The 26,274-nt window shown below is 70.8% G+C and carries 13 protein-coding genes; 12 read left to right on the top strand and 1 reads right to left on the bottom strand.

What is annotated here, in order from left to right; translation table 11 throughout:
* Position 1: 1 nt before the first annotated feature.
* From AWX74_RS17635 to AWX74_RS17655, 5 genes are all read left to right on the top strand, one after another.
* The gene (locus AWX74_RS17635) at positions 2-2,860 is read left to right on the top strand and encodes a branched-chain amino acid ABC transporter permease/ATP-binding protein (RefSeq protein ID WP_091278007.1); all 2,859 of its coding nucleotides are present in this window, start codon (positions 2-4) and stop codon (positions 2,858-2,860) included.
* Entirely contained in the window at positions 2,860-3,639 is a 780-nt protein-coding gene (locus AWX74_RS17640; protein WP_091278009.1) for an ABC transporter ATP-binding protein, read from the top strand. Before AWX74_RS17635 ends, AWX74_RS17640 begins: the two co-directional genes overlap by 1 nt.
* A complete protein-coding gene (locus AWX74_RS17645; RefSeq protein WP_091278011.1) occupies positions 3,639-5,096 on the top strand; it encodes a class I adenylate-forming enzyme family protein in 1,458 nt (485 codons plus the stop codon). Before AWX74_RS17640 ends, AWX74_RS17645 begins: the two co-directional genes overlap by 1 nt.
* A 100-nt stretch (positions 5,097-5,196) precedes the next feature.
* Complete coding sequence (locus AWX74_RS17650; protein ID WP_091278013.1) at positions 5,197-5,604, top strand: cupin domain-containing protein; 408 nt, start codon at positions 5,197-5,199, stop codon at positions 5,602-5,604.
* 9 nt (positions 5,605-5,613) lie between these two features.
* Positions 5,614-6,675 (top strand): phosphotransferase, encoded by a 1,062-nt coding sequence (locus AWX74_RS17655; RefSeq protein WP_091278015.1) that lies wholly within the window; start codon positions 5,614-5,616, stop codon positions 6,673-6,675.
* Positions 6,676-6,831: 156 nt separating this feature from the next.
* On the opposite strand, the gene AWX74_RS17660 is transcribed toward AWX74_RS17655, so the two are convergent.
* The gene (locus tag AWX74_RS17660) at positions 6,832-8,400 is read right to left on the bottom strand and encodes an LCP family glycopolymer transferase (protein WP_242666288.1); all 1,569 of its coding nucleotides are present in this window, start codon (positions 8,398-8,400) and stop codon (positions 6,832-6,834) included.
* An 810-nt stretch (positions 8,401-9,210) separates the two neighbouring features.
* Here AWX74_RS17660 and AWX74_RS17665 point away from each other — a divergent pair.
* The 7 genes from AWX74_RS17665 (at position 9,211) to AWX74_RS17695 (ending at position 26,274) form a co-directional block, all read left to right on the top strand.
* Positions 9,211-10,059, top strand: coding sequence for a nitrilase-related carbon-nitrogen hydrolase (locus AWX74_RS17665; protein ID WP_091278019.1), 849 nt, complete (start codon positions 9,211-9,213; stop codon positions 10,057-10,059).
* On the top strand, positions 10,056-11,504 hold the full coding sequence (gene hydA / locus AWX74_RS17670; RefSeq protein WP_091278020.1) for a dihydropyrimidinase: 1,449 nt from the start codon (positions 10,056-10,058) through the stop codon (positions 11,502-11,504). Before AWX74_RS17665 ends, hydA begins: the two co-directional genes overlap by 4 nt.
* A 32-nt stretch (positions 11,505-11,536) precedes the next feature.
* The gene (locus AWX74_RS17675; RefSeq protein ID WP_091278210.1) at positions 11,537-12,568 is read left to right on the top strand and encodes a TIGR03842 family LLM class F420-dependent oxidoreductase; all 1,032 of its coding nucleotides are present in this window, start codon (positions 11,537-11,539) and stop codon (positions 12,566-12,568) included.
* 995 nt (positions 12,569-13,563) lie between these two features.
* On the top strand, positions 13,564-14,358 hold the full coding sequence (locus tag AWX74_RS17680) for an SDR family oxidoreductase (RefSeq protein ID WP_242666302.1): 795 nt from the start codon (positions 13,564-13,566) through the stop codon (positions 14,356-14,358).
* Positions 14,359-14,656: 298 nt separating this feature from the next.
* The gene (locus AWX74_RS17685) at positions 14,657-21,616 is read left to right on the top strand and encodes a type I polyketide synthase (protein WP_242666289.1); all 6,960 of its coding nucleotides are present in this window, start codon (positions 14,657-14,659) and stop codon (positions 21,614-21,616) included.
* Positions 21,617-21,733: 117 nt separating this feature from the next.
* Positions 21,734-25,969, top strand: a complete 4,236-nt coding sequence (locus AWX74_RS17690; protein ID WP_242666290.1) for a type I polyketide synthase — start codon at positions 21,734-21,736, stop codon at positions 25,967-25,969.
* Positions 25,969-26,274, top strand: a complete 306-nt coding sequence (locus tag AWX74_RS17695) for an acyl carrier protein (protein WP_091278027.1) — start codon at positions 25,969-25,971, stop codon at positions 26,272-26,274. The genes AWX74_RS17690 and AWX74_RS17695 overlap by 1 nt, the downstream gene beginning before the upstream one ends.

The raw sequence follows: 26,274 nt of genomic DNA on the forward strand, positions 1-26,274 counted from the left end.
CATGGACCATGTCGCTTCGCTTCTGCTCGGGCTCGGCAACGGCGGCGTCTTCGCGGCGCTCGCGCTCGCGCTGGTGCTCACCTACCGCAGCTCGGGGGTCATCAACTTCGCCACCGGGTCGGTGGCCCTCTACGTCGCCTACACCTATGGCTCGCTGCGTGAGGGCGAGCTGCTGATACCGGTGCCGGGGCTGCCGAAGACCGTGGACGTCGGCGGGAGCCTCGGGCTGGTTCCCGCCGCCGCGATCGCACTGGTCGTCGGGGCGCTGCTCGGCGCCCTGCTGTACCTGCTGGTGTTCCGGCCGCTGCGGGAGGCCCCGCCGCTGGCCCGGGCGGTCGCCTCGCTGGGGGTGCTCGTCGTCGTCGAGTCCGTGATGGCGATCAGGATCGGCGGTGAGCCGGTCAGCGTCGAGGCGATCTTCCCCGAGGACCGCTGGACGCTCGGCTCGCTGACCGTGCTCTCCGACCGGCTCTACCTCGCCCTCGCCGTCGTCGCCATCGCGCTCGCACTGACCGCGGTCTTCCGGGCTACCAGGCTCGGCCTGCTCACCCGGGCGGTGGCCCAGTCGCAGACCGGCGCGTACGTCAGCGGGGCCTCCCCGGACCGGGTCGCGCTGGCCAACTGGATGATCAGTGGCACCGTGGCCGGCGCCGCGGGGATCCTCATCGCCCCGCTCAGCCCACTCACCCCGTCCAACTACACGCTGTTCGTGGTACCGGCGCTGGCCGCCGCGGTCGTCGGGGGCTTCCAGCACCTGTTCCCGACGGTCGCGGCCGGCCTCGCGATCGGGATGGTGCAGTCGGAGGCGCTCTCGCTGTCCGCCGACCACTCCTGGCTGCCCGAATCGGGGCTGGCGGAGCTGGTACCCCTTCTTGTGATCATGGTGGCGCTGCTGGCCAGCCGGCGGGGCCTGCCAGTCCGCGGGTCGCTGGTGCGCCAACCGCTCGGGCACGCGCCACGCCCGCGGTCGCTGGCCCTGCCCACCCTCACCGGCACCGGCCTGGGTGTGCTCGCGCTGCTGCTCACCGACGGCACCTGGCGCAGCGCGGTGATCGGCACGTTTATCGGCGCGGTCATCGGGCTGTCCGTCGTCGTGGTCACCGGCTTCGCCGGGCAGGTGTCGCTGGCGCAGCTGGCCCTCGCCGGCTGCGCCGCGTTCACACTGTCCGGCCTCACCAGCGGCTGGGGCGTCCCCTTCCCCATCGCGCCGCTGCTGGCCGCCCTGGTCGCGACAGCCGTCGGGGTGCTCGTCGGCCTGCCCGCACTGCGGCTGCGCGGGCTGACCCTCGGCATCGTCACCCTCGCCCTCGCCTACGCGATCGAGGCGGTCTGGTTCCGCAACTCCGACTTCGTCAGCTCGGACGGCGCCACCGTGGAGCAGCCGACACTGTTCGGGCTCGACCTGGGCATCGGCAGTGGCCACGCCTTCCCCCGGCTGCCGTTCGGGCTGATGTGCCTGGCGGTGCTGGTCGCCGTGGCGTGGGGCGTGGCGCGGCTACGGATGAGCGCGCTGGGCTCGGCGATGCTGGCGGTGCGCGCGAACGAGCGCTCGGCCGCCGGGATCGGGATCGACGTCGTCCGGGTCAAGGTGGTGAGCTTCGCGCTGGCGTCGTTCATCGCCGGCCTGGGCGGAAGCCTGCTCGCCTATCGCCGCGGTGTCGTGACCTTCGACTCGTTCAGCGCGATCGCCGGCCTGACCCTGCTGTCGACGGCCTACCTGGCCGGTGTCACCTCCGTCTACGGCGGGATTCTCGCCGGGGTGATGGGCGGCAGCGGAGTCGCGTTCGTCGCCATGGACCGCTGGGTCGACCTCGGCGACTGGTTCCCGGTGCTGTCCGGCCTGGGCGTGATCGGGGTGCTGATCGGCCATCCGGAAGGACTGGCCAGCGGCGGGCACCAGCTCGCCGGGCGGCTGCGCACGCTCGTCGGACGGGTCGGCCCACCCGGGCTCGGGGCCGCGAGGCACGCCGAACCCGGCTCCGCCGAACCCGGCTCCGCGGAGCCGATCGGAACGGCCGGGATGACGGCGGCACCAGTACCGTCGCCGCCGGCGGCCACCCGGACCGCGACACTGCGGGTCGACCATCTCACCGTGCGATACGGCGGTGTGCTGGCCGTCGACGACGTCTCGCTGCGCGTCGAGCCAGGGCAGATCGTCGGTCTCATCGGGCCGAACGGCGCCGGCAAGACCAGCGTGATCGACGCGATCACCGGATTCGCGCGGGCGACCGGGACGGCACACCTCGACGACGTCCGGATCGACACGCTGCCGACGCACCGGCGGGTCCGCCATGGCCTGGCGCGCACGTTCCAGGCGCTGGAGCTGTACGACGACCTCACCGTCGAGGAGAACGTCGGCGCCGCGCTGTCGGGTGTCCCCGGGCACGAGCGCAGGCATGCGCTGGAACGCGCTCTGCACCTGGTCGGCATCGCGGACCGGGCCGACCGGCCGGCGAGCGCGCTCAGCCACGGCGAGCGGCAGCTCGTGTCGATCGCCCGCGCCTGCGCCGCCGACACCCGGGTGCTGCTGCTCGACGAGCCCGCTGCCGGCCTCGACACGACGGAGACGGCCTGGCTCGGCGAGCGCATTCGGGCGATCAGTGCCTCCGGAGTCGGTGTGCTGCTCGTCGACCACGACGTCAGCCTGGTGCTGGGAATCTGTGACCACGTCTACGTCCTCGACTTCGGCAGGCTGATCGCGGACGGGGATCCCGAGCGGATCCGGGCCGACCGGGCGGTCATGGACGCCTACCTCGGCGCCGCGCAGCCGACCGCCGGACCCGCCGCGCAGCCGACCGCCGAGCCCGGCGCCGAACCCGCGGCCGAACCGGCTGCCGAGCCCGCCCCGGTGGTGACCTGATGACGTCACCCCGGCTCACCTGCGCCGGCCTCACCGGCGGGCATGGCACCGCCACCGCGTTCCGCGACGTCGACCTGGCCGTGGAGGCCGGCTCCGTGCTGGCGCTGCTCGGGCCGAACGGAGCCGGCAAGACCACGCTGCTGCTCACCCTCGCCGGCCTGCTGCCGAGCCAGGCCGGCGCCGTCACCCTCGACGGCACCCGGCTCCCCGGGGGCCGGCCGACGGCGGCGAACCGCGCGGGGCTCGTCCTCGTCCCGGACAACCGGTGCCTGTTCACGACGCTGACCGTCGAGGAGAACATCCGGGTCGCGGCGCGCCGCGGCGGGCCGAAGCCGGCGGCGATGCTCGAGATCTTCCCCGACCTCGAGAAACGCTGGTCCCTGCCCGCGGGGGCGTTGTCCGGCGGCGAACAGCAGATGCTGGCACTCGCCCGCGCGCTGGTGCAGCAGCCCCGGGTGCTCCTCGTGGACGAGCTGAGCATGGGCCTCGCCCCGCTCGTCGTCGAGGCCCTGTTCGCGACCGTGCGCCGGATAGCCGGCGAGCACGGCTGCGCGGTGGTGCTCGTCGAGCAGCACATCGGCCTGGCCCTCGGTGCGGCCGACTCCGCCGCGGTGCTGCGCGGGGGCGCGGTCGTCCTGCACGGATCGGCCGACGACCTCTCCGCCGAGCCCGAACGCTTCGAACGCGCCTACTTCGGCACAGCCGGATCCACGCCCGGATCCGCACCCGGAACCGCGCCCGGATCCGCACCCACATCCACGCCCAGGGAGAACGGCTAGTGGACACCGAAACCAGCAACGCGCGCCGCATCCGGGACCTCGCCGCGGCCCACCCGGACGAGGTGGCCCTACGTCACATCGCCCTCGACGGGACGAAGTCGGCGGCGACGTGGGCCGAGCTCGACCGCCGGTCGAGCCAGCTCGCCGGCGCGCTGGCGGATCGCGGGCTCACGGTCGGCGACCGGCTCGGCATCGGGCTGCGCAACTCGCCGCAGTTCGTGCTGAGCGTGCTGGCCGCCTGGAAGCTCGGCGCGGTCCCGGTCCCGGTGCGCTGGGACGTCCCGGAGTGGGAGCTGACCCGGCTGCGGGCCGTGATCGACCCACAGGTCTTCCTCGGCGACGCCGACCTCGGCTGGATCGACGCCACCGAGGGCACGCCCGTCCCCGACCTGCCCGACGCCGTCTCGCCACAGATCAACGGCATCTGCAGCAGCGGCTCGACGGGCACCCCGAAGGTCATTCTCACCAACCGTCCGTCGCGCTACGACGAACGGCTGACCACGCCGTTCATCACCGCGTGGAACCCGGTGCCGCGCCCGCAGACGATCCTCGTCCTCGCGCCGATGTACCACGCGAACGGCCTGACGACGCTCTACAACCTTCTTGCCGGCGACCGGCTGGTCGTCATGGAGAAGTTCGACGCGGCCCGGGTCGTGGAGGTGATCGAGGCCTGCCGGGTCACCACGTTCACCGCCACGCCGACGATGCTGCAGCGCATCGCCGACCTGCCCGACATCGAGCAGCGGGACCTGACCAGCCTGGTGTGGGTCCTGCAGGGAGCGGCCCCGATGCCGCCGTCGCTGGTACACCGCTGGGCGAAGCTGATCGGCCCGGAGCGGCTCGTGATGGCCTACGGGATGACCGAGGGCCTCGGCCTCACCGCGCTGCGCGCCGACGAGTGGATGGCACACGAGGGCAGCGTCGGACGCCCGTTCCGCGACACCGAGGTGCAGGTGCTCGACGACGACGGCCAGTCGCTGCCCGCCGGTGAGCCCGGGCTGATCTACCTGCGCTCCCGGATGTCGGCCGGCTACCGCTACCTGGGGGACGCACCCGCGCTGCGGGCCACCGCCGAGGGCTTCAGCACCGCCGGCGATGTCGGATACCTCGACGCCGACGGATACCTGTACGTGCTCGACCGGCGCGTCGACATGATCGTCTCCGGTGGCGCCAACGTCTTCCCCGCCGAGGTGGAGGCCGCCCTCATCGAGCACCCGGAGGTCGCGGACGTCGTCGTCATCGGCCTGCGGGATCCCGAATGGGGCCGGCGGGTCCACGCGATCGTCGAACCGGCGGATCCCGCACATCCGCCGGTGGCGAGTGAGATTGTCGGATACGCAAAGAGCAGGCTGGCGCCCTACAAGGTCCCGAAGACCGTCGAGTTCGTCGACGCGATTCCTCGCAGCGCGGCGACGAAGGTCAACCGCGGCGCGCTCGTCGCCGCCCGGGAGGCCTGACCGGGAACGGACGCACGGACACGGAACAGAGACCAGGCAACGGAACAGGGACCAGGCAACAGCAGCCGCAGTCAACGCAAGCCCGAGCCAGGAGGATCGAATGCCAGTAAGCAAGCCGAGCGAGTTACCGAAGGGCGGCGGCGGCCGCTGGCCGGCCAGCGGCGTCGGTTTCAGGTCGGTGCAGTGGGGTGACATGGAGGTCGGCTACACCTCCACCGGACCGGTCGACTGCACACCCGGCTATCAGGGCCTGCCGGGCGGGGTGTGCCCGTGCCCGCACTACGGCTATGTCTTCTCCGGCCGGCTGCGGGCCATCTACCCGGGCACGAACTGGCCGGACGAGATCGCCACCGCCGGTGACGTCTACTTCTTCCCCGCCGGGCACTCACTGGTCTACGAGGAGCCGAGCGAGGTTCTCGAACTCAACCCGGCGGCCGCGCTGCAGCAGGTCATGGCGCACTTCGAGTCCCTGGCCGGCACCGGCCGCCTCGAGGTCGAGGGCGACTGAGGAGGCGGCATGTCCGACGTCCGCGTGCCCGAGCAGCTGGACGAGGTGCTCTCCCCGGAATGGCTGACGGCGGCGCTCGGCCGCCGTTTCCCCGGCATCGAGGTCACCGCCGTCACCCGCGGCCCGACAGTCAGCCGGATCTCGACGAACGTCCGGTTCGCCATCACCTGCGCGGGTGGTGTCCCCGAGGGGCTGTCGCCCGACCTGTGCGTCAAGGGCTACTTCTCCGAGCGCACCCTGCCGGCGCGCCACGCCGGCATCCCGGAGACGCTGTTCTACCGCGACCTCGCCGAGCGGACGGGCGTGCGCACGCTGCGCGGCGTCTACGCCGAGGTCGACGGCGCGACCGGCGCCAACATCCTGATCACCCAGGACGTGATCTCCGACGGGGGTGCCTTCCTCGACGGCCGGCACCCCTACACCCCGGACCAGGCGGCCGAAAGCCTGGAACAGCTTGCCCGGCTGCACACCGCGACCTGGGGTGATCCGCGGCTGGCCGGCGCCGGCTGGCTGAGCTCGCGGATGGGGCCGCGCAGCGACGAGGGGTGGCGGGGCAAGATCGAGGCGAACTACACCAGCGACACCGGTGCGGGCGTTCCCGAGCAGGTGCGCGACGTCGGACGGATCATGGCCGCCTACGGCGCTCTGGCCGCGGTGGTCGCCGACACCACGCCGTGGACGATCGTGCACGGCGACCCGCATGTCGGCAACATCTTCCTGGACGGCGCCGGCCGCCCGTCGCTGCTGGACTGGCAGCTCGTGCAGCGGGCGCCCTGGTATCTCGACACCGGTTACCACATCGCCTCCGCCCTCACCGTCGCCGATCGCCGCCGCCACGAGGACGACCTGCTGCGGCACTATCTCGACGTGTTGGGCGCCGGCCTGCGGACGACGGGGGTCGAGCCACCATCCTGGGACGAGGCTCGGCTGGGGGTACGCCGCAGTGTGCTCCACGGCTGTTATCTGTGGAGCATCACCTCCATGGTCGACCCGGCGGTGACCCGCGTGCTGTTGGAGAGGCTCGGCACCGCGGTCGCCGACCTCGATTCCCTGACCTCGGTGGGAAGCTGACAGGTCGCCGGCCGGAACATTTCCCGACCGGCACGGACCGGCGGCACGGATTTCGGTTCGTGCCGCCGGTCTGTTTTCCCTTCCTCGTCTTTCCCTTCCTCGTCCGGACCTTCCCCCTGGGCTCGGCACAAACGCCCCAGGGTGTTCCTGGGCCTGTCAGTACACGCAGTCGGTGGGGGCCTCCGGGGCCGGTGCCGCGGAGCCGGCCGGCTGCGTGGCGGCTGCCGAGTTTCCCGAGGCGGACGGGCCATCCGGGCTCGCCGAACCGGTCGCGCCGGTGCCGCCCGCGAGAGCCTGGCCCCCCGGGGCCTGGGCGGGCGCCGGCAGGTCGGCGAGGCCCTTGTAGGTCGATCCCACGATGACCTGGACGCCGCCGTCGAGATCGTCGTCGGCCATCAGCCTCGCCGTGGGGATCTGGCTCAACAGCTTGCGCGCGGTGGCCTCGGTGCCGGCGCCGTACCGGATCCAGGTGGCCTTGTAGTTGTTGTAGGCGGCGTTGCCGCCGCTGTCGGCGCTGATGCCGCGGGTGCCGAGATCTCGGACGACCTTCGCGACGACCCCGGCGGTGCCGCTGCCGTTGAGCACCGAGATCGGTACATCGCCACCGCCGGCCGCGTCGTCGCCTTCACCGGCGCCGGCGAAGGGTCCGAAGACCGCGTCGAGATCCGACTGGTTGTAGAGCTGTGCGGCTCCGAGCCGCTTGGTGAACTCCCCGTTGGCCTCGTCTATGGCGCCTTCTGCCTTGGTCGGGGCGTGCGTGGGCAGGGTCTGCAGGCCGAGGGAGCCGTTCGAGACCCCCTGCAGGCGGCTGGCGAGCTGGGTCACGTCTTTCGTACTGGTCCCCTCGCCGTAGGTCAGGGCGTTGCCCACAGCGGACAGCAGGCCGCTGACCCTGGTCGGGCTGGTGAGCACGCCGTCCTCCCTGACTTTTGCGAGAATCCGGCTCAGGAAGTACTGCTGGCGTTTGGTCCGGCCGATGTCATAGCCGGGAAGCCCATAGCGCTGGCGGACGAAGGCCAGCGCCTGGTCGCCGCTGATCTGGATGTGCCCGGGACCACCCCTGAACCCACTCATTGGATCGTTCGTGTTTGAGCTGGTGACCCATTTCCCTTCGTACTTGAACCGTTCCGAGACATTCCTTTCGGTGATGCAGACGTCCACACCGCCGATCACCTCGGTAATGGCTTTGAAGCCGGCCAGGTTGACCGAGATGTAGTGGTCGATCCGCACCCTGGTCAGCGCTTCGACCAGCTTTATCAGCAGGGTGACGCCGCCGTTGGCGATGGCGGAGTTGAACTTCTCCTCGCTCGGCGGATGGATCTTGCCGGCGGAGTCGGTGTACGCGGGCATGACCACGAGGGTGTCCCGCGGGAAGGAGATCAGCGTGACTTTGCCGTCCTCGCCGAGGTGGGCGAGGATCGTGGTGTCCGAACGCATGCCCCCGAGGCCCGGTCGGTCGTCGGTGCCCACCAGCAGGAAGTTCTTCGCGCCCTCGCGGGCGGCCGGGCGGTTCGCACCGAGGTCGCCGATCGCGGCCCGGTGGGTGCGGGCGTCGAAATAGGTCAACGCACCCCAGCCGCCCACCGCGCCCATCACGATCACGGCCGAGGTCAACGCCGCTACCGCCACCGTCAGGCGGCGGGCGACTGTCTGTCGCGGTCGGCCGCCACGCAGGTCGAATGGCATTTTCCTGCCGTCGTCCGCCACCCGCGTACCGCCTCTCACCCGAACCTTCGGCGGCAGGACCGCCGACAGGCTCATGGAAACCGGCCCCCGCGATACACAGGCGGCAAAAGCCGCAGGCCACACGATCACGGCGGATAAGGGCAGAATTATAGACTCCGCGACAAAGACCCGCCGATGCGGTCGACCACTGGCCAGAACCCACGGTCAGCCGAGTAGGCGCAATACGAACGAATTCAGGCGCCAGGATCCTCCGCTCGCCTCGGCGACCATGGAGGAGCAGCGCCGGCAACCGAGGCCGGCCAGCCTCCGAGGGAGGCCCGGCCGGTGGGCGGCTCATCACGCCGCACCGACCCCGGGTCCGACCCCGGACCCCACTTCGGACCGGCCCAGTCCGGTTGGTACCGCACCGACCTCATCCAGCAGTTCGGGATCTCCCTGGTCGTCAGAGCATCCAGCAGAATCCTGAGACACGGCGGATCCGGACCACTGGCATGGGCCTGGCGGAGCAGCGCCGATGGAATGCGAACCCCACCCGCACGGCCAACCATCGAGGACCCCCGCCACCGCGCGGCACCGCCAATTCCTCTCAAGAGAGGCAAAAGGGGCAGGCTAACCTGGCAACCCGCAAGAATTGAGGATTTCGGTCGTTGGAACGACCAAACCCTTACTTCTTGCGACTCACCAGGTCGGCGTCAGGACGCCAATCCGCGGCAGGCTCGCCATCAGAGAAAACCAGATGTTCCTCGTCGGCGAGTCGCGGCTCGCCAACTCGAGGTCGAGGTGACCGTACTGCGGGACGAGCGCTGCGTGCGGACGAGCGAAAGCGGCATATTCAAGGAGTCGGATGCGATGGCAACGGTACGTGCCGCGATCACCCAGGTGGCCTGGACCGGCGACAAGGAGTCGATGATCGCCCGGCACGAGGAGCTGGCCCGCGAGGCGGCGGCCGCGGGCACCCAGGTGATCGGTTTCCAGGAGCTGTTCCACGGCCCGTACTTCGGCGCCGTGCAGGACCAGAAGTACTACGCCTATGTCGAGTCGATCCCGGGCCCCACGGTCGAGCGGTTCCAGGCCCTGGCCGCCGAGCTGGGCCTCGTCATGATCCTGCCGGTCTACGAGGTCGCCAACGAGGGCGAGTACTACAACACCGCGGCGGTCGTCGACGCCGACGGCAGCCTGCTCGGCAGATACCGCAAGCACCATATTCCACACCTGCCGGCCTTCTGGGAGAAGTTCTACTTCCGCCCCGGAAACCTCGGCTATCCGGTGTTCAACACCGCGGTCGGCCGGGTCGGCGTCTACATCTGTTATGACCGGCATTTCCCGGAGGGATGGCGGGAGCTGGGACTGAACAACGCCCAGCTGGTGTTCAACCCGTCGGCGACCAAGCCGGGGCTGTCGAACCGGCTGTGGGAGATCGAGCAGCCGGCGGCGGCCGCCGCGAACCAGTACTTCATCGCGGCGAACAACCGCATCGGCCAGGAGATCGACGAGTTCGGCGCCGAGGCCCCGCATTTCTACGGCTCGTCCTATTTCGTCGACCCGCGCGGCCGGTTCGTCGGCGACGTCGCCTCCGCGGACAAAGAGGAGATCGTCATCCGCGATCTCGATCTCGACGAGATCAGCCGCGTCCGAAACGACTGGCAGTTCTACCGGGACCGCCGGCCCGACTCCTACCAGCGGACGGTGATGGCGTGAGCTCCCTGCTCATCAGCGGCGGTACGGTCGTCAGCGCCACCGGCACCGCCCGCCAGGACGTCCTCGTCGAAGGCGAGCGGGTCGCCGCCCTGCTGGAACCGGGATCCGCCCTCGCCGAGGCGATACGCACCGGCTCCGCGGTGCCGGACCGGGTCATCGACGCGACCGGCAGGTACGTGATCCCGGGTGGGGTCGACGCCCACACCCACATGGAGATGCCGTTCGGCGGAACGTTCGCCTGCGACACGTTCGAGACCGGTACCCGCGCCGCGGCCTGGGGCGGCACGACCACCATCATCGACTTCGTCGTGCAGGCCCACGGGCAGCGGGTGCAGGACCAGCTCGCGCTGTGGCATGAGAAGGCCGGCGGCAACTGCGCCGTCGACTACGCCTTCCACCAGATCATCGGCGACGTCGACGACGAGTCACTCAAGGCCATGAGCGAGCTGATCGGCGAGGGCGTCACCAGCTTCAAGCTGTTCATGGCCTATCCGGGGGTGTTCCTCTCCGACGACGGCCAGATCGTGCGGGCCATGCAGACCGCGGCCGACAACGGCGGGCTGATCATGATGCACGCCGAGAACGGCTCGGCGATCGACGTCCTGGTGCGCCAGGCCCTGGCGGAAGGCCGCACGACGCCGCTCCACCACGGGCTGACCCGGCCCTGGCAGACCGAGCAGGAGGCCACCCACCGGGCGATCATGCTCGCGGACCTCACCGGCGCGCCGCTCTACGTGGTGCACGTGTCGGCCCGGCAGGCCCTGGCGCGCATCGCCGAGGCCCGCGACGCCGGGCAGAACGTGTTCGGTGAGACCTGCCCGCAGTACCTGTACCTGTCGCTGGAGGACCAGCTCGGCGCCCGCGGCGAGCAGTGGGGCGACTTCGAGGGCGCCAAGTGGGTCTGCTCCACCCCGCTGCGCTCGCGGGCCGAGGGCCACCAGGACGAGCTGTGGCGCTACCTGCGCACCGGCGACGTCACCGCCGTGTCGACCGACCACTGCCCGTTCTGCATGAAGGACCAGAAGGAGCGCGGGATCGGTGACTTCTCCCGGATCCCGAACGGCATCGGCTCCGTCGAGCACCGGATGGACCTGCTCTTCCAGGGCGTCAGGGACGGCCGGCTGAGCGTGGCGCGGTGGGTCGACGTGTGCTGCACCGCACCGGCGCGCATGTTCGGCCTGTACGGCCGCAAGGGTGTGATCACGCCGGGCGCGGACGCCGACATCGTGATCTACGACCCGGACGGCCACACCTCCATCGGCATCGGCCCGGGCCGTAGCCATCACATGAACATGGACCACTCGGCGTGGGAGGGCTTCGAGATCGACGGGCACGTCGACATCGTCCTGTCCCGCGGCACCGTCATCAGGGACGAGACCGGCTACGTCGGCAGCCGCTCGCACGGCCGGTTCGTCCCCCGCGGCCTGTCCCAGAACCTCATCTGAGCCGTGTCTGAGCTGTGTTCGGAGGCAAGACCATGGATTTCGGCGTCGTTCTGCAGACCGACCCGCCGGCGTGGCGGGTCGTCGACCTGGCCCGCCAGGCCGAGCTGTACGGATTCAGCCACGTGTGGACGTTCGACTCGCACCTGCTGTGGCAGGAGCCGTTCGTCATCTACAGCCAGATCCTGGCCGCCACTCACCGGGTGACGGTCGGGCCGATGGTGACGAACCCGGCCACCCGCGACTGGACCGTCACCGCGTCCCTGTTCGCGACCCTGAACAGCATGTTCGGCAACCGCACCGTCTGCGGCATCGGCCGGGGCGACTCGTCGGTGCGGGTCACGGGCGGCCGGCCGGTCACCCTCGCGCATCTGCGCGAGTCGATCGAGGTGATCCGTCCGCTGGCCAACGGCGGGGTCGCCGAGTACCAGGGCACCAAGCTGCGCTTCCCGTGGGGCGGGGAATCCCGGCTGCCGATCTGGGTCGCCGCCTACGGGCCGAGGGCGCTCGCCCTCGCCGGTGAGGTCGGCGACGGGTTCATCCTCCAGCTTGCCGATCCCGACGTCACCGCCTGGTCGATTGCCGCTGTGCGCCGGGCCGCCGCCGACGCCGGCCGCGACCCCGCGACCGTCGCCATCTGCGTCGCGGCGCCGGCCTACGTCACGGACGGCACCGACGCGGGTCTGGCGCACGGGCGCGACCAGTGCCGTTGGTTCGGCGGCATGGTCGGCAACCATGTAGCCGACATCGTGGCCCGTTACGGTGCCGACGGCGCCGCCGTGCCCGCCGCGCTTTCCGACTACATCACCGGTCGCGCCGGCTACGACTACAACGCACACGGCAAGGCCGACAACTCGTGCACCGACTTCGTCCCCGACGAGGTCATCGACCGCTTCTGCCTGATCGGCCCGCCGGAAACCCACGTGCGGCGCCTCACCGAGCTGGCCGCCCTCGGCGTCGACCAGTTCGCGCTCTACCTGCAGCACGACCACAAGGACGCCGTCCTGACCACCTACGGCGAGAAGGTGATCCCTGCGGTCTCCACACGCCGCACCGCCAGGCTCTGAGCTGCGCCCACTCGCCGGTCCGTCGGTGCGGCCCGCGCGCTTCGGCCCACGATTACGGATGTCGCACCGACATCAAAGGTGAGTATGTATTTACTTATCCGCTGTCTGCGAACTCAGCTTTCGGCGCCCTCCACCAAAGCCGTCCCGCGACGCCACCGACTGGCGCCATTCGCAGAAACCGGCGTGCCGCGCCAGAAGTCCGACGGGCAAGCTGCTTCCCATTCTGGCCGCCTTCTGCGCCGGCAGATTCCGTCGTCGCGGTGACGGGCCCAACTGCACCCGGAACATGATTGCCGCCGCCTGCTCGCGTCGATGGCGGCCCCAGCGGCCGGCCGCCGGACAGCCCGGGTCAACCCGGGCTGTCCGGCACCTCACCTCTGCCAGGAGTGGCCCTGGGCCGACCGACGGCACCGGCAGACCTCCGCCCGGCGGACGGGAGGCCCCGATGAGACCACCAATCGGTGTCGCCAGCGTTGGACCTGACCTCCGCGCACCCTCGAGCTCCCCCGGAACACCTACTTGCTTTAAAGCAATTTCCTATGGAAGAAAATTGCATTCTCACCTATTTGGATCCGATCCAACTAGCCGTCCGGTTGGCTTGGCCACCAGTCCGACACATGGTGCCGCACGACCTCCATCAGGGGATGTCGATGAGGTCGCCGACGCCGTCTCCCACCCGCCAAAGGCGACCTCCGGAGCACCTTTAGCGCCTTGTTCGCAAGGTTTCGCCTAGCACGGCACGTCCATCGACCAGCCAGCCATGGTGGACCTTACGGAATTTGGCACTAGTTCAAGTTCATCCGGGACCTTGCGTCCCGGTTTGGCCAGTCCTAGGCTGCGCTGTGACCTGAGTGAGTGCTCACTGTTGAGAAACGCTCTCACGCCCATCGCCGGCGGCGACGAGATGCGCAGTCGGCCCGCGCCGACCGGGGTCGGAGTTCGGCGACGCCACATTCATCAGGGGAGGTGCTGTGCTTCTTGCCGGGAAGCTGGTTGTGGTCACTGGCGGCGGGAGTGGCATAGGTGCGGCGCTGGCCGTACGGGCTGCCGCGGAGGGCGCCAGCACCGTCGTGGTTTCCGATGTCAACCTGGCCGCGGCGAAACGAGTGGCCGAGATTGCGGCAGCACAGGGCTGTCGAACGGAGGCCGTCCGCGTGGATGTCGCGGACCGGGCGGACATCGACAGCCTCATCCGCTGCACCGAAAAGGATTTCGGCCCTGTCGACGTGTTCTGCTCCAACGCCGGGATAGCCGTCGGTGCCGGCCTGGAAGCCCGGCCGCGCCAGTGGGCCGGGACCTGGTCCGTGAACGTCATGGCTCACGTCCATGTCGCGCAGGCACTGCTCCCAGCCATGGTGGACCGCGGCTCGGGCGCATTGTTGATCACCGCTTCGGCCGCCGGGCTGCTTGGTCTCCCGGGCGACGCCCCCTACTCCGTAACGAAGGCTGCCGCGGTTGCTCTGGCGGAATGGCTCGCACTCAGTTACGGCGGCCGGGGCGTTCAGATCAGCGCGCTGTGCCCGCTGGGCGTCAACACGGACATGCTGAGGAACGGATTCGACTCCGGCCACCCGTCTGCGCGGGCGGTGGTGGCGAGCGCCCCGGTCCTGGAGCCCGAGCAGGTCGCCCGTTGCGCCTTTCAGGGCCTGGCGGCCAACCGCTTTCTGATCACGCCTCATCACGAGGTTGACGCGGCCTTTACGGAGAAGGCCGCAGACATCGACGAATGGCTGTCCGGAAGACGGGCATCCCTCTTCTCGGCTGCCAGCCGTACCAGTGGTGGTATCTAGTTCCGACTGGCACCCTTCCCGATCACGATTCAGTCGCAGGAACCCGATCTGATCTGCCTCGAGATCTGATCTGCCTCGAACAACGCAGGCAGGAGCACCGGACTCGACCGGCTGACCCACGGACACGAGGAAGTGACCTGTGAAATACGGCATGAAACACAGTCGAGACAGCGGATGCGACCAGATCGACAGGTCCCGGACAAATGTTCCGCGACGGGATCAGATTATCGGAGTCAGTCCTTTCGGCCTACCAGATCCCAGACTGGTCGCCGCGGTCAGTGGCGCGGGAGCGCTGGGGGTGCTCGACCTCGGCCGCGACCCGACCAGGGCGGCCGCTGCGCTGCGTCTGACCTCACGGATTGCCGGTACCTCGTTCGGCATTCGCGTCTCCGAACCTGCACAGCTTTCCCGATATTACCTGGCCCAACACGAGGAAAAGATTGACACCGTGTTCTGGCCCGGCGATGCGCTGGCCGGCCCCGGTGGCAGGCGTCAGCTTGCCAGATTGAAGAAAGAGCTTCCCGACACCCGGCTCCTGATCGAGATCACCAGCCTCAGTGAAGCGGCGACAGCGGTGGATGCGGGTGCCGACGGACTACTGGCACGGGGCAGCGAGGCCGGCGGTCGAATCGGCGAGCTCTCCTCCTTTGTCCTGCTGCAGCAGATTTTGGAAGCGGACCAGTTATGCCATGGAAGTTCCCCGCCGCCGGTGTGGTGCTGGGGCGGCGTGGGCTTACGGACGGCGGTGGCCGCGGTGGTCGGAGGCGCCGTCGGGGTGGTTCTGGATACCCAACTCGCCCTGCTCCGACAAGCCTCGACGCCGGCGCCCACCGCAGCCGCGCTGCGCAGGATGGACGGCACCGAGACCGTGACTGCCGGTGGTCATCGTGTCCACCAGTCGGCGGCTGCCAGGCGAACCAGGGGAAACGCTGAAAGCTGGCCCACCGAGGTGGTTGTCTCCAGCCTGGGCGGCGATGACCCCGACCTGCGGCTTCTGCCAGTGGGCGAGGACGTGTTCCTCGCCCGGGAGTTCGCCGCCCGGTTCGGGACGGTGGCAAAGGTGGTCCAGGCGATCCGTCAGGAGCTCGACACCACCGCGGACGCGGTGGGTCGCGGCGCCTCGGATGCCGCCTTCTCCGGAGAGTCACCCCTGTGCCGCGCGCTGGGAATCACGAGGCCGGTCGCGCAGGGACCGATGACCAGGGTGAGTGACCGCCCCGGCTTTGCGCGACGGGTCGCGGATGACGGGGCTCTTCCCTTTCTCGCGCTTGCGTTGGCGAACGGAGAGCAGTCCCGCCAACTGCTGACCGAGACCCGAGATCTGCTTGGTGACCGGCCCTGGGGCGTCGGTCTGCTGGGGTTCGCTCCCGAGGACCTGCGCACGGCCCAACTGGAAGCCGTCCGCGATATCCGCCCTTCCTGTGTGATTGTCGCGGGTGGCCGGGCCACCCAGGCCACCGATCTTGAGAAAATCGGGATTCCTACTTTTCTGCACGTTCCTTCGCCGGTACTCCTCCGTCAGTATCTGGCCGCTGGCTGCCGGCGCTTCGTCTTCGAAGGATCCGAGTGCGGTGGCCATGTCGGTCCGCGTGCAAGCTTCCCATTGTGGGAGGCTCAGATTTCGGTTCTCCTCGACCACGTCGGCGCGTCCTCGGCCGGTGTGGACCCGTCCACGGACATTCAGATCCTGTTCGCCGGCGGTGTGCACGATGCCCGTTCATCGGCAATGGTGGCCGCGATGGCGCGTCCGCTGATCGACCGCGGCGTCGGCGTTGGTGTGCTCATGGGCACGGCCTACCTGTTCACCGAGGAGGCCGTGGAACACGGGGCCATCCAGGAGGAGTTTCAACACCAGGCGGTGGCGGCGGGAAGGACCGCGCTCCTGCGGACCGCCCCGGGCCATGTCACCCGCTGTGTGGAGAGCCCGTACGTTGACCGCTTCCGGGCCGAGAACAACGAGTTGCGTGCGCAGGGCCTGGCCGATGAGCAGATCTGGGAACGACTGGAGCAGCTGAACATCGGTCGGCTCAGGGTGGCCAGCAAGGGTCTGGAACGACGTGGCGACAGCCTGGTTCCGGTCGGCCGGGAGCAGCAGCGCGACGAGGGACTCTTCATGGCCGGGCAGGTCGCTGTCCTCCGGTCGACGACCACGACCGTCCGGATGCTCCACGAGAGCGTCACCGAAGGCGCACGCCAGTACCTCCACGACCAGGCTCGCCGGCTGCGGGCGGAATACAGTCCGACGGACCCGCCGACGACCCTCGGTGCTGGACCGCTGGACATCGCGGTCGTCGGAATGGCGTGCGTCCTGCCGGGCGCACCCGACGTGGCCACCTACTGGTCCAATGTGGTTGCCGGCAGGGATTCCGTGACGCCTGTTCCAGCGGACCGCTGGGACACCGAGATCTATTTCGACCCGGAGGCCAGTGGGCCGAGCGGGGAGAGAACCCGCTCGAAATGGGGCGGCTTCCTGCCGCGGATCCCCTTCGATCCCCTGCGCTACGGAATCCCGCCCTCCGCGTTGGCGAGCATCGAACCGGTCCAGGTCCTTGCGCTGGAAACCGCGCGCCGTGCCCTCGAGGACGCCGGGCTGGACACGGACGAGGTAGATCACACACGGACCGGAGTGGTCTTCGGAACTGAGCCCAACAGTGATTTTTCCGCGGCGCTGACCCTGCGTGCGCTGCTGCCGGCATATTTCGGAGAGGTACCCGCGGAGCTCGACGATCTACTTCCCCGTGTGACGCCCGAGACCTTCACCGGCATTCTCGGCAACATCATTGCCAGCCGGATCTCGAACAGGCTCGACCTGGGTGGGCCGGCCTATACCGTGGACGCCGCCTGTGCCTCGTCCCTGGCCGCGCTGGACATGGCCTGCAAGGAACTTCGGTTCGGCAGCGCCGACGTGATGATCTGCGGTGGCGCCGACCTGCACAACGGCATCTTCGACTATCTGATGTTCTCCTCGGTGGGCGCGCTCTCGCCGACCGGTCGAGCCAGGCCCTTCGCCGCCGAGGCGGATGGAACGACCCTGGGCGAAGGGGTCGCCTGCGTCGTTCTGAAGCGGCTCGCCGACGCCGAACGTGATGGTGACCGCGTGTACGCCGTGATCAAGGGGGTCGGCGCGGCCAGCGACGGGCGTTCGCTCGGCCTCACCGCCCCGCGCCCGCAGGGCCAGCGGCTGGCGCTCGACCGTGCGTACCGCGCGGCCGACGTCTCACCCGCCCAGGTGGGTCTGGTCGAGGCCCACGGAACCGGGACGGTTCTCGGCGACCGCACCGAGATCGATGCCCTCACGGAGGTGTTCACCGAGGCTGGGGCCGCCGCCGGCTCCTGCGCCCTGGGGTCCGTCAAATCCCAGATCGGGCATACCAAGACCGCGGCTGCCCTCGCCTCCCTCGTGAAGGTCTCCCTGGCGCTACATCACGGAGTCCTGCCACCGACCCTGCACATCAGTGCGCCCAACCCGGCATGGGCTCCCGACGTCAGCCCGTTCGTCTTCTCCGACACGGCACGGCCCTGGTCCCCGCCGGCGTCCGAACGGGTCGCCGGGATCAGTGCCTTCGGCTTCGGCGGGGCGAACTACCACGCCGTGCTCACCGGCCACCCGGGTGCGGTGGACTCCCGGCACGCCCTCGACGAGTGGCCGGCTGAGCTGCTGCTGTTCCGGGGCGCTGACCTGGCGGCGGCGCTACGCGCCGTCTCGGAGCTGCGCAACCTGCTGACCAAGAACGACGCCCAGGGCCGGCCATGGCCGCTGCGTGACATTGCCGCCACCGCGGCGGTCACCCAGGCCCGACAGGGTCGGGTCCAGATCGCCGTCGTCGCCCGGGACCTCGATGACTGCGCACGTCTGCTGGAGCTGGCGGCGAGCGGCGGATCGGACCCACGCGGCGGGTTGTTCGTGGCGGACGGATCGCTCCCCGACGGGCCGCCCTCCGGCAAGGTGGCCGTGCTCTTCCCGGGGCAGGGAAGCCAGCGGCCGGGCATGCTCGGCGAGCTGTTCGTGGCATTCCCCGAGCTGCGGGACTATCTGCGGCTGGGGCAGGCGTGGGAGGGCACCATCCTGCCGCCCTCGCACTTCGACGCGGCGCAAGGCGCGGCGGCAGACGCGGCGGAGCGGCTGAAGGACACCCGGATCGCGCAGCCCGCGCTCGGCGTCGCCGGTCTCGGGATGTACCACCTGCTGTCCCGGCTGGGCCTGACACCGGACCTGGCGGCCGGCCACAGCTACGGCGAGCTGGTGGCGCTCTGTGTGGCGGGCGCCTTCGACGCCGAGACCCTGCTCGAACTCTCCGCCGCGCGGGGCGAGGCGATCATCGCCGCCGTCAGCGGACACCCGGCCGCCGAGGGCGCAGAGCCCGACCAGAGCGCAGTGCCCGACCAGGGCGCGATGGCCGCCGTCCGCGCCACCGTCACAGCCGTGACGTCGGTGCTGGCCGCCGACCAGCTCGCTGGCAGGGTGGTCCTCGCCAACCACAACGGTCCCGACCAGGTCGTGATCTCCGGGCCGACAGCGGATGTCGAGACGGCGATCAGGCTCCTGCGCGAGGCCGGGCACAGTGCTGTCCGGCTGCCCGTCGCGTGCGCCTTCCACAGCCCGCTCGTCGCTGACGCGGGCAAGGTCTTCGCCGCAGCGCTGAAGCAGGCCCGCGTCACCGCCCCCGGGCTCCCTGTCTGGTCGAACCGGACGGCTGCCCCCTACCCGGCCGCGGACGGGACCGGCGACGCCGTGCGGGTCGAGCTCGGCGCACAGATCGCGGCGCCGGTGCGGTTCGTGGAACAGATCGAGGCGATGTACGCCGCGGGCGCGCGGGTGTTCGTGGAAGCCGGACCCGGCCGGGTGCTCACCGGCCTGGTCACCTCGATCCTCGCCGACCGGCCGCACGTGGCGGTGGCCTGCGACGGGCGTCGGGGTGGGCTGACCGGCTTCCTGGACGCGGTCGGCGCGCTCGCCGTCGCGGGCGTGCCCCTGCGCACGGACTGGCTGGTCGACGGCCGCGACGCGGTCGACCGCACCGCGACGTTGCCCCCTGACCGCCACCGGTGGAGCGTCGACGGGCGCAGCATCTGCCTCGCGGACGGGAAGCCGGTGCCCGGCGGCCTGGTCCCCGCCCGGCGAGTCCAGCTGTCCCCGAGCGGCACGCCCGCCGCCGCGTTCCCCGTCGCGCCCGGCGCGCCCGCCGCGCCCGCGCCTGGGGCTCTGGTCAGCCAGTTCCTGCAGACCGCCCGGGACAACCTCGCCGGCCAACGGGACGTGTTGCTGTCCTACCTAGGCGTGGATTCCGCGCCGGCTCCGCGGAGCCGTAGCCGCACCGAGCTTCCGCCCGCTCCAGCGCTGCACGACCAGACCGTCGCAAGCCCTGGCACCAGCGGAACGCCGTGGGCCGCCGCGACGACGACACCAGCCGTGGCACCAGCCGCGGTGCCGGTGCAGGCAGCCGTGCCAGTGCCAGTGCCGGTGGCGGTGGCGGTGGCGGTGGCGGTGGCGCCGGATGTCACGACGGCCGTGGTCAATGTCATCGCCGACGGCACCGGCTACCCACCGGACATGATCGAGATCGACCTCGATCTCGAGACCGACCTGTCGGTGAACTCCCTCAAGCGCACCGAACTCGCCGGCAGGCTCTCGGAGCAGTTCGGGTTCGCCGACCGCAGCGGCGGCGTCGACGAACTGAGCCGCCTGCGCACCGTTCGCGGCATCGTCTCCTGGATCACCGACCAGACCCCCGCACCGTCCGCGCCCCCTCCCCCTCCCACGATCCAGACCGATCCCCCCGGCAGGGCGCGCGGCAGGAGCCCACAGCGCTTCATGCTCACGCGACAGCCGTCGCCGGCGGCACCGGGCCAGCCTGATCTGGCCGGAACCTCCTGGGTGGTGATCGGGCGCGGCCCCGAGCCGGCCATCGAGACCTCCGTCGCGGGTCGGCTGGTCGAACTCGGTGCGCGGGTCAGTTCCCGGGTGGGCGAGGACCTCGACGCCGCCGACCTGAGCGCGTTCGACGGCGTCCTGTACCTGGCCGGGTGGGGCGGCGACCTGGGCGGGCCGGAGCTGCCGGGCGCCTTCGGATCGCTGCGTGGCGCGCTCCGCGGGCGCCTGCGCTGGCTGCTGGCCGTGGCACCCACCGGCAGCACCCGCACGGCGGGCCTGCGCGGGCTGTTCCGCACGATCAGCCGGGAGTACCCGGCGATCGCCGTCCGGCTGCTGGAGGCCGGGCCGGACGCGGTGCCGAGGCTCGCGGATCTCGTGGTGGCCGAACTGAACGAGCCTCCGGGACCGGCCGCGGTCGTCTTCCACGACGGGGCGCGGCGCGAGACCGAGGCGCTGACGGCGGTCAGTGCCGGGCCGATGGCGTCGGTCGGTGCGGGGCCCGCCGACGACGGCGCGGCCGAGGCCGCCGCGCTCGGCCTGGACCGGGACGCCGTCGTCATCCTCATCGGCGGGGCCCGGGGCATCACGGCGGGCTTCACGACGCTGCTCGCGGGCGCCGGCCGATGCCATCTCGAGCTCGCCGGCAGCACCCCCGCGCCGGCGGACGACGAGGACCCGCGGCTGGCGGCGGCGGTCGACCAGCAGGCGCTGATCAGGATCCTGAGTGGCCTGGGGCAGGAGAGCCCGGGCAAGGTGGCCCGCAGGGCACGACTGGTGCTGGCGCAGCGGGAGATCCGGGCCACGTTGGCCGAGGTCGACGCCCGCGGCGGGCAGGCCCAATACCACCGGCTCGACGTCCTGGACACCGAGGCGGTCCATCAGTTCATCAAGCAGGTCCACGCCCGTCACGGCCGGATCGACGCGGTCGTCTACTCCGCCGGGATCATCGCCGATCGACTGATCGCGGACAAGGAACCCGAGGAGTTCCGACGGGTCTACGAGACCAAGGTCACCGGTGCCCGCACGGTGCTCGCGGCGCTGGGCGAGCTTCCCTTCCCGCCGCGGGCGGTGGTGTTCTTCGGCAGCGTCGCCGGCGCGCTCGGCAACCGAGGCCAGAGTGACTACGCCGCCGCCAACGACGCGCTCGAGACGCTGGGCGCGGACTGGCAGGCCCGAACCGGCCTGCGGGCGCTCACGGTCCACTGGGGCCCCTGGGCTCCGGACCCGCGGCACCCCGGAATGGTCAGCTCCGACCTGGAGAAGGACTTCGCCCGGCGCGGCGTGGACCTGATCGACCCCGACGAGGGCCACCGAAGCCTCCTGCGGGAGCTGGCCTGGGGGCCTCGTGACATCTGCGGTGTCGTGTACACGGCTTCCGGCTGGTAGGCGATGTCCACTTCTTCGACGTCCACTTCTTCGACGCCCACAGCCGCGACACCCACAGCCGCCACGCCTCCGGGCGCCTCGTCCGACTGGCGGCAGCCGCCGATCGCGGTGGTCGGCATGGCGGTGCTCCTGCCCGGAGCCCCGGACCTGGACACCTACTGGCGGAACCTGCTCGCCGGCGCGGACGCCATCACCGAGGTGCCGCCGAACCGCTGGGATCCGGCACTCTACGACCCGCGGGGAGCGACCGGCAGGCCGAGCGCCGACAGGATCTACTGCCGGCGCGGCGGGTTCGTCGACGAGTTCGCCCACGCCGATCCGCTCCGCTTCGGCATTCCGCCGCACGAGGTGGGGAGCATCGAGCCCGACCAGCTCATCGCGCTGCGCGTCGCGGCGGCCGCGATCGACGATGCCGGTGGCATCGAACGGCTGGGCGATCTGCGACAGACCGGCGTCGTGCTCGGCCGCGGCGGGTACCTCAGCCCCGGCTTCGTCCGTCTCAATCATCGGGTACGAACCGCCCGCCACCTGGTCGACACGGTCAGCGCCCTGCTACCCGACCTCGACGGTGATGATCTCGAGAGGATCCGCGCGGCGTTCCTCGAGCCGCTCGGCCCCGAGGTGCCGGAGGCGGCCATGGGCATCGTCCCGAATCTGGCCGCCTCCCGGATCGCCAACAGGCTGAATCTCGGCGGCCCGGCGTTCACCGTCGACGCGGCCTGCGCCTCCTCGCTGGTCGCCGTGGACAGCGCTGTGTCCGCGCTGGCTTCGGGGCGGTGCGACACGATGCTGGCCGGCGGCGTCCACCACTGTCATGACATCACCTTGTGGAGCGTGTTCACGCAGCTGCGGGCCTTGTCGAGGACCCAGCGCAGTCAGCCGTTCGACCGGAACGCGGACGGGCTTCTCATCGGCGAGGGCACCGGGATGGTCGTCCTGCGGCGGCTGGCCGACGCGCGGCGGGACGGGAACCGGATCTACGCGGTGATCCGCGGCACCGGCGTGTCGAGTGACGGGCGCGGCGGCGGGCTGGTCAGTCCCGATCCGGCCGGGCAGGCGGCCGCCATCGAACGGGCCTGGGACGCCGCCGGCCTCGACCCACGCGCCGCCGACGCGGTGGGCCTGATGGAAGCCCACGGGACGGGCACCCCGACCGGGGATGAGGCCGAGCTGGCAACCCTGGCCCAGGTCTTCGGTGGGCCCGTCGACGGTGATCCGGACGAGACCCGGCCCGCCGCCCTCGGCTCGGTCAAGGCGATGATCGGGCACACCATGGCGGCCGCCGGCATCGCCGGACTGGTGAAGGCCGTGCTGGCGCTGCACCACCGGGTCCTGCTGCCGGCGGTGAACTGCGCCGAGCCGCATCCGGCGCTCACCACCACCCGCTTTCGGCTGTTGTCCGCCCCGGTGCCGTGGGAATCCGCGGGCGTGCGCCGTGCCGGGGTCAACGCGTTCGGGTTCGGCGGTACCAACGCGCACGTGGTGCTGGAGGAGTCCCCCGTCGCCGCGCCGCCCGCTCCGGACCCGGCCCCAGGCACGAGCCCGCGGGCGAGGGCGAGCCTTCTCAGCGCGGTGGCCGAGCCCGAGGTGGTCCTGAGACTGGCCGCGGCGACACCGGACGAGCTGGCGGTCATGCTCGAGGTCGAGGACGAGACGCTGCGGCGCGACGCGGTGGGCACGCCCGCCTTCACCGGCGTCGGGGCACGGCTCGGTCTGGTGAACCCGACCCCGCGACGACTCGCCGCCGCCCGCCACGCGGTCGGCGGTATGCGCCTGGGGACGTGGCAGGCGTGGCGCGGCCGCGGCGAGGTCTGGGCCAGCGCGGAACCGCTGTCAGAGGGGCCCAACGCCGGCCGTACCGCGTTCGTCTTCCCCGGGCTCGAACCGGAGTTCTCGCCACAGATCCACGATGTCGCCGACCGTTTCGGGTTCTCCCTGCCGCCGGACCTCTCCGCGGCGGCACTGGGCACCCACGGTACGAGCGTCCTGCTGGTCAGCCGGGTGCTCGACCGGGTGCTACGGCGGATGCGCATCGAGCCCGACGCCCTCGCCGGGCACAGCATCGGCGAGTGGAGCGCGATGTTCGCCGCCGGAATGTTCGACGAAAGCGAGGCTGACGCCAGCGTCTTCGCCGCCGATCCGTACGACGGGGACGTTCCGCAGGTCGACTACGCCTCGCTGGCCTGCTCGAGCGACGATGCCCGGAAGTTCATCGCCGACTTTCCGGACGTGGTCCTCTCGCACGACAACGCACCGCTCAGCACGGTTGTGTGTGGCCCGCCGGCGGCGATCGAGCGACTCGCCGACCGGCTGCGGCGGAAGAACGTCGTCGTCCAGATAATGCCTTTCCGCTCGGGCTTCCACACGCCCATGCTGCGGCCCTATCTGCCGGCGCTGCAGGCACGGACGGATCGCCTCCGTATTCGCCAGGCGGCGCGGGTGGAGCTGTGGTCGGCGACCACTGGCGCGCCGTACCCCGCCGATCTGACGGCGGTCCGTGAGCTGTTCATCCGCCATCTGGTCGAGCCCGTTCTGTTCAGGCAGACGATCGAGGCCATGTACGCGGCTGGCGTCCGGGTGTTCATCCAGGTCGGACCGGGCAGGCTGGGTGGGCTGATCGACGGGGTGCTGGAGGACCGGCGGCATCTGACCATTCCGGCGAACTCCGCCCACCGGGACGGGATCGGCCAGCTCCGCCGAGTCGCGGTGGCCCTCTGGGTCGAACACGGGAACCCCGACTTCGCTGTGCTGGACGGACCGGCGGGTGCGTCTGTCCCGGGTGGTCGAACCGCCCAGGTACGGCTCGCCCTGGGTGCGGAGGTCGCCGCCGTCGACCCGACGCGGCTGCCGCGCGTCGGGCCACCCACGGCCGGGCTGGGGCAGCCCGCGACGGCGATGGCCGGGCACCCGCTGGCGGCCTGGGCGGACCGGGATCCGATGGCCAGACAGATCCTGGACCTGATCACCGACACCGCCGACACCGCCGCCGCCCTGTTGGCACACACGCAAACGCACACCACCGAACCAGCGCCGGCGCCGGACGTCGGCCACGCCGCCGGCCCCGCGGGCTCCACGGGCGTGCTGCGTGCGGAGCCCTCCGGGCAGGGATGGACGTCGACCCTGCGGGTCTCGGTGGCCGCCATGCCCTACCTGCTTGACCATTCCATGACCCCGCAGCCGCCCTCCTGGCCGGATCTGGAGGACAGCCGGCCGGTGGTGGCGGCGACGACCATCGTCCGGCTGATGGCGGACTACGCGGCGCAGGCGTCGGGGCGGATTCCGGTCGGCGTCTACGACGTGCGTTTCGACTCCTGGCTGCGCGCGGAGCCGCCGGTCGACGTCGCCGTCAGCGTGCGGCCCGAGGCGTCGGACCGGTTCCGGGTGACCTTCGCCGGCTACGCGAGCGGGCTGGTCCGGGTGGCCGACGCGTATTCCGACGTGCGGCCGCCGCGGTGGCCGGTGGACCACGACACCGAGCAGGCGCCCACCATCACCGGTCGAGATCTGTACCGGACACGGATGATGTTCCACGGGCCGGCCTTCCAGGCCGTGACCACCTTTCTGGGGTACGGCCCCTCCCACGTGCGGGCGGTGCTGCGAGGCACCGGCACGCCGGGAGCGCTACTGGACGCCGCCGGCCAGTTGCTCGGCTACTGGATCAGGATGCGGGAGAAGGACCGGTTCGTCATGTTCCCGGTGCGGTTCGGGGCCATCGAGTTCCACGGCCCCGAACCGGCACGAGGGACCCCGGTCACCTGCCACGCCTGGGTCCGCGAGATCGACGGCTCCCAGGTCGATGCCCATATGCAGCTCGTCGACGGCAACCAGGTCTGGGCCGTGGTCCACGGCTGGGTGGACCGGCGGTTCGACCTGCCCGCGGAGCTGGACGAGGCCTTCCGCTGGCCGGAGCTGCACCCCGTTTCCCGGCAGGCTCCGGACGGCTCCGTCATCGCCACCGAGCGCTGGGCGGATCTCGCCGTCCGGGAGATGGTGCTGAGCCGGTACATCGGCGCGGCCGAGCGGCCGGAGTACGAGCTGACGCCACCGCGCCAACGCAGGGAATGGCTACTGCGGCGGATCGCGGTGAAGGACGCAGTCCGCGGCGAGCTGTGGAAGGCCGGGCTCCGGGCGGTCTTCCCCGTCCAGATCCGGGTGACGGACCGCGTCGAGCCACCGGACCGGGACGCCCCCGCCGTGGTCACGGTGGCCGGAGTCCACGGCTATCCCCTGCCGCCCTTCGCCGTCTCGGTCACGAGCACTCCGGACGCGGCGAGGGCGATCGCCCAGCCGGCGGCCGCCGAAGAAGACCGGCGCAACGAGACGCATGCGATGTCAAGGAGAACCGAGGCGTGATGACAAGGAACAGTCCTGTCAGCCAGGTGCTGACCGAAATCAATGACATGATCAACAAAATCATTCGCAAATACGGATCACCTCCCACCCAGGTCACCATGGAAACGTACTTCCACAGCGATCTCGAACTGGAGAGCATCGACCTGGTGACGCTTGGCGGCCTGCTGGCCGAACGTTACGGCGACCATGTCAGCATGGCCGAGTTCCTCGCCGAGAAGGAACTCGGTGAGGTCATCGCCCTGCGCGTCGGCGAGCTGGTCGACTACGTCACCACCCAGATCAGCACTTCCGCGACCGCGGGTTGA

Origin of the sequence: Parafrankia irregularis, assembly GCF_001536285.1 — a bacterium.
GTDB classification, from domain to species: domain Bacteria; phylum Actinomycetota; class Actinomycetes; order Frankiales; family Frankiaceae; genus Parafrankia; species Parafrankia irregularis.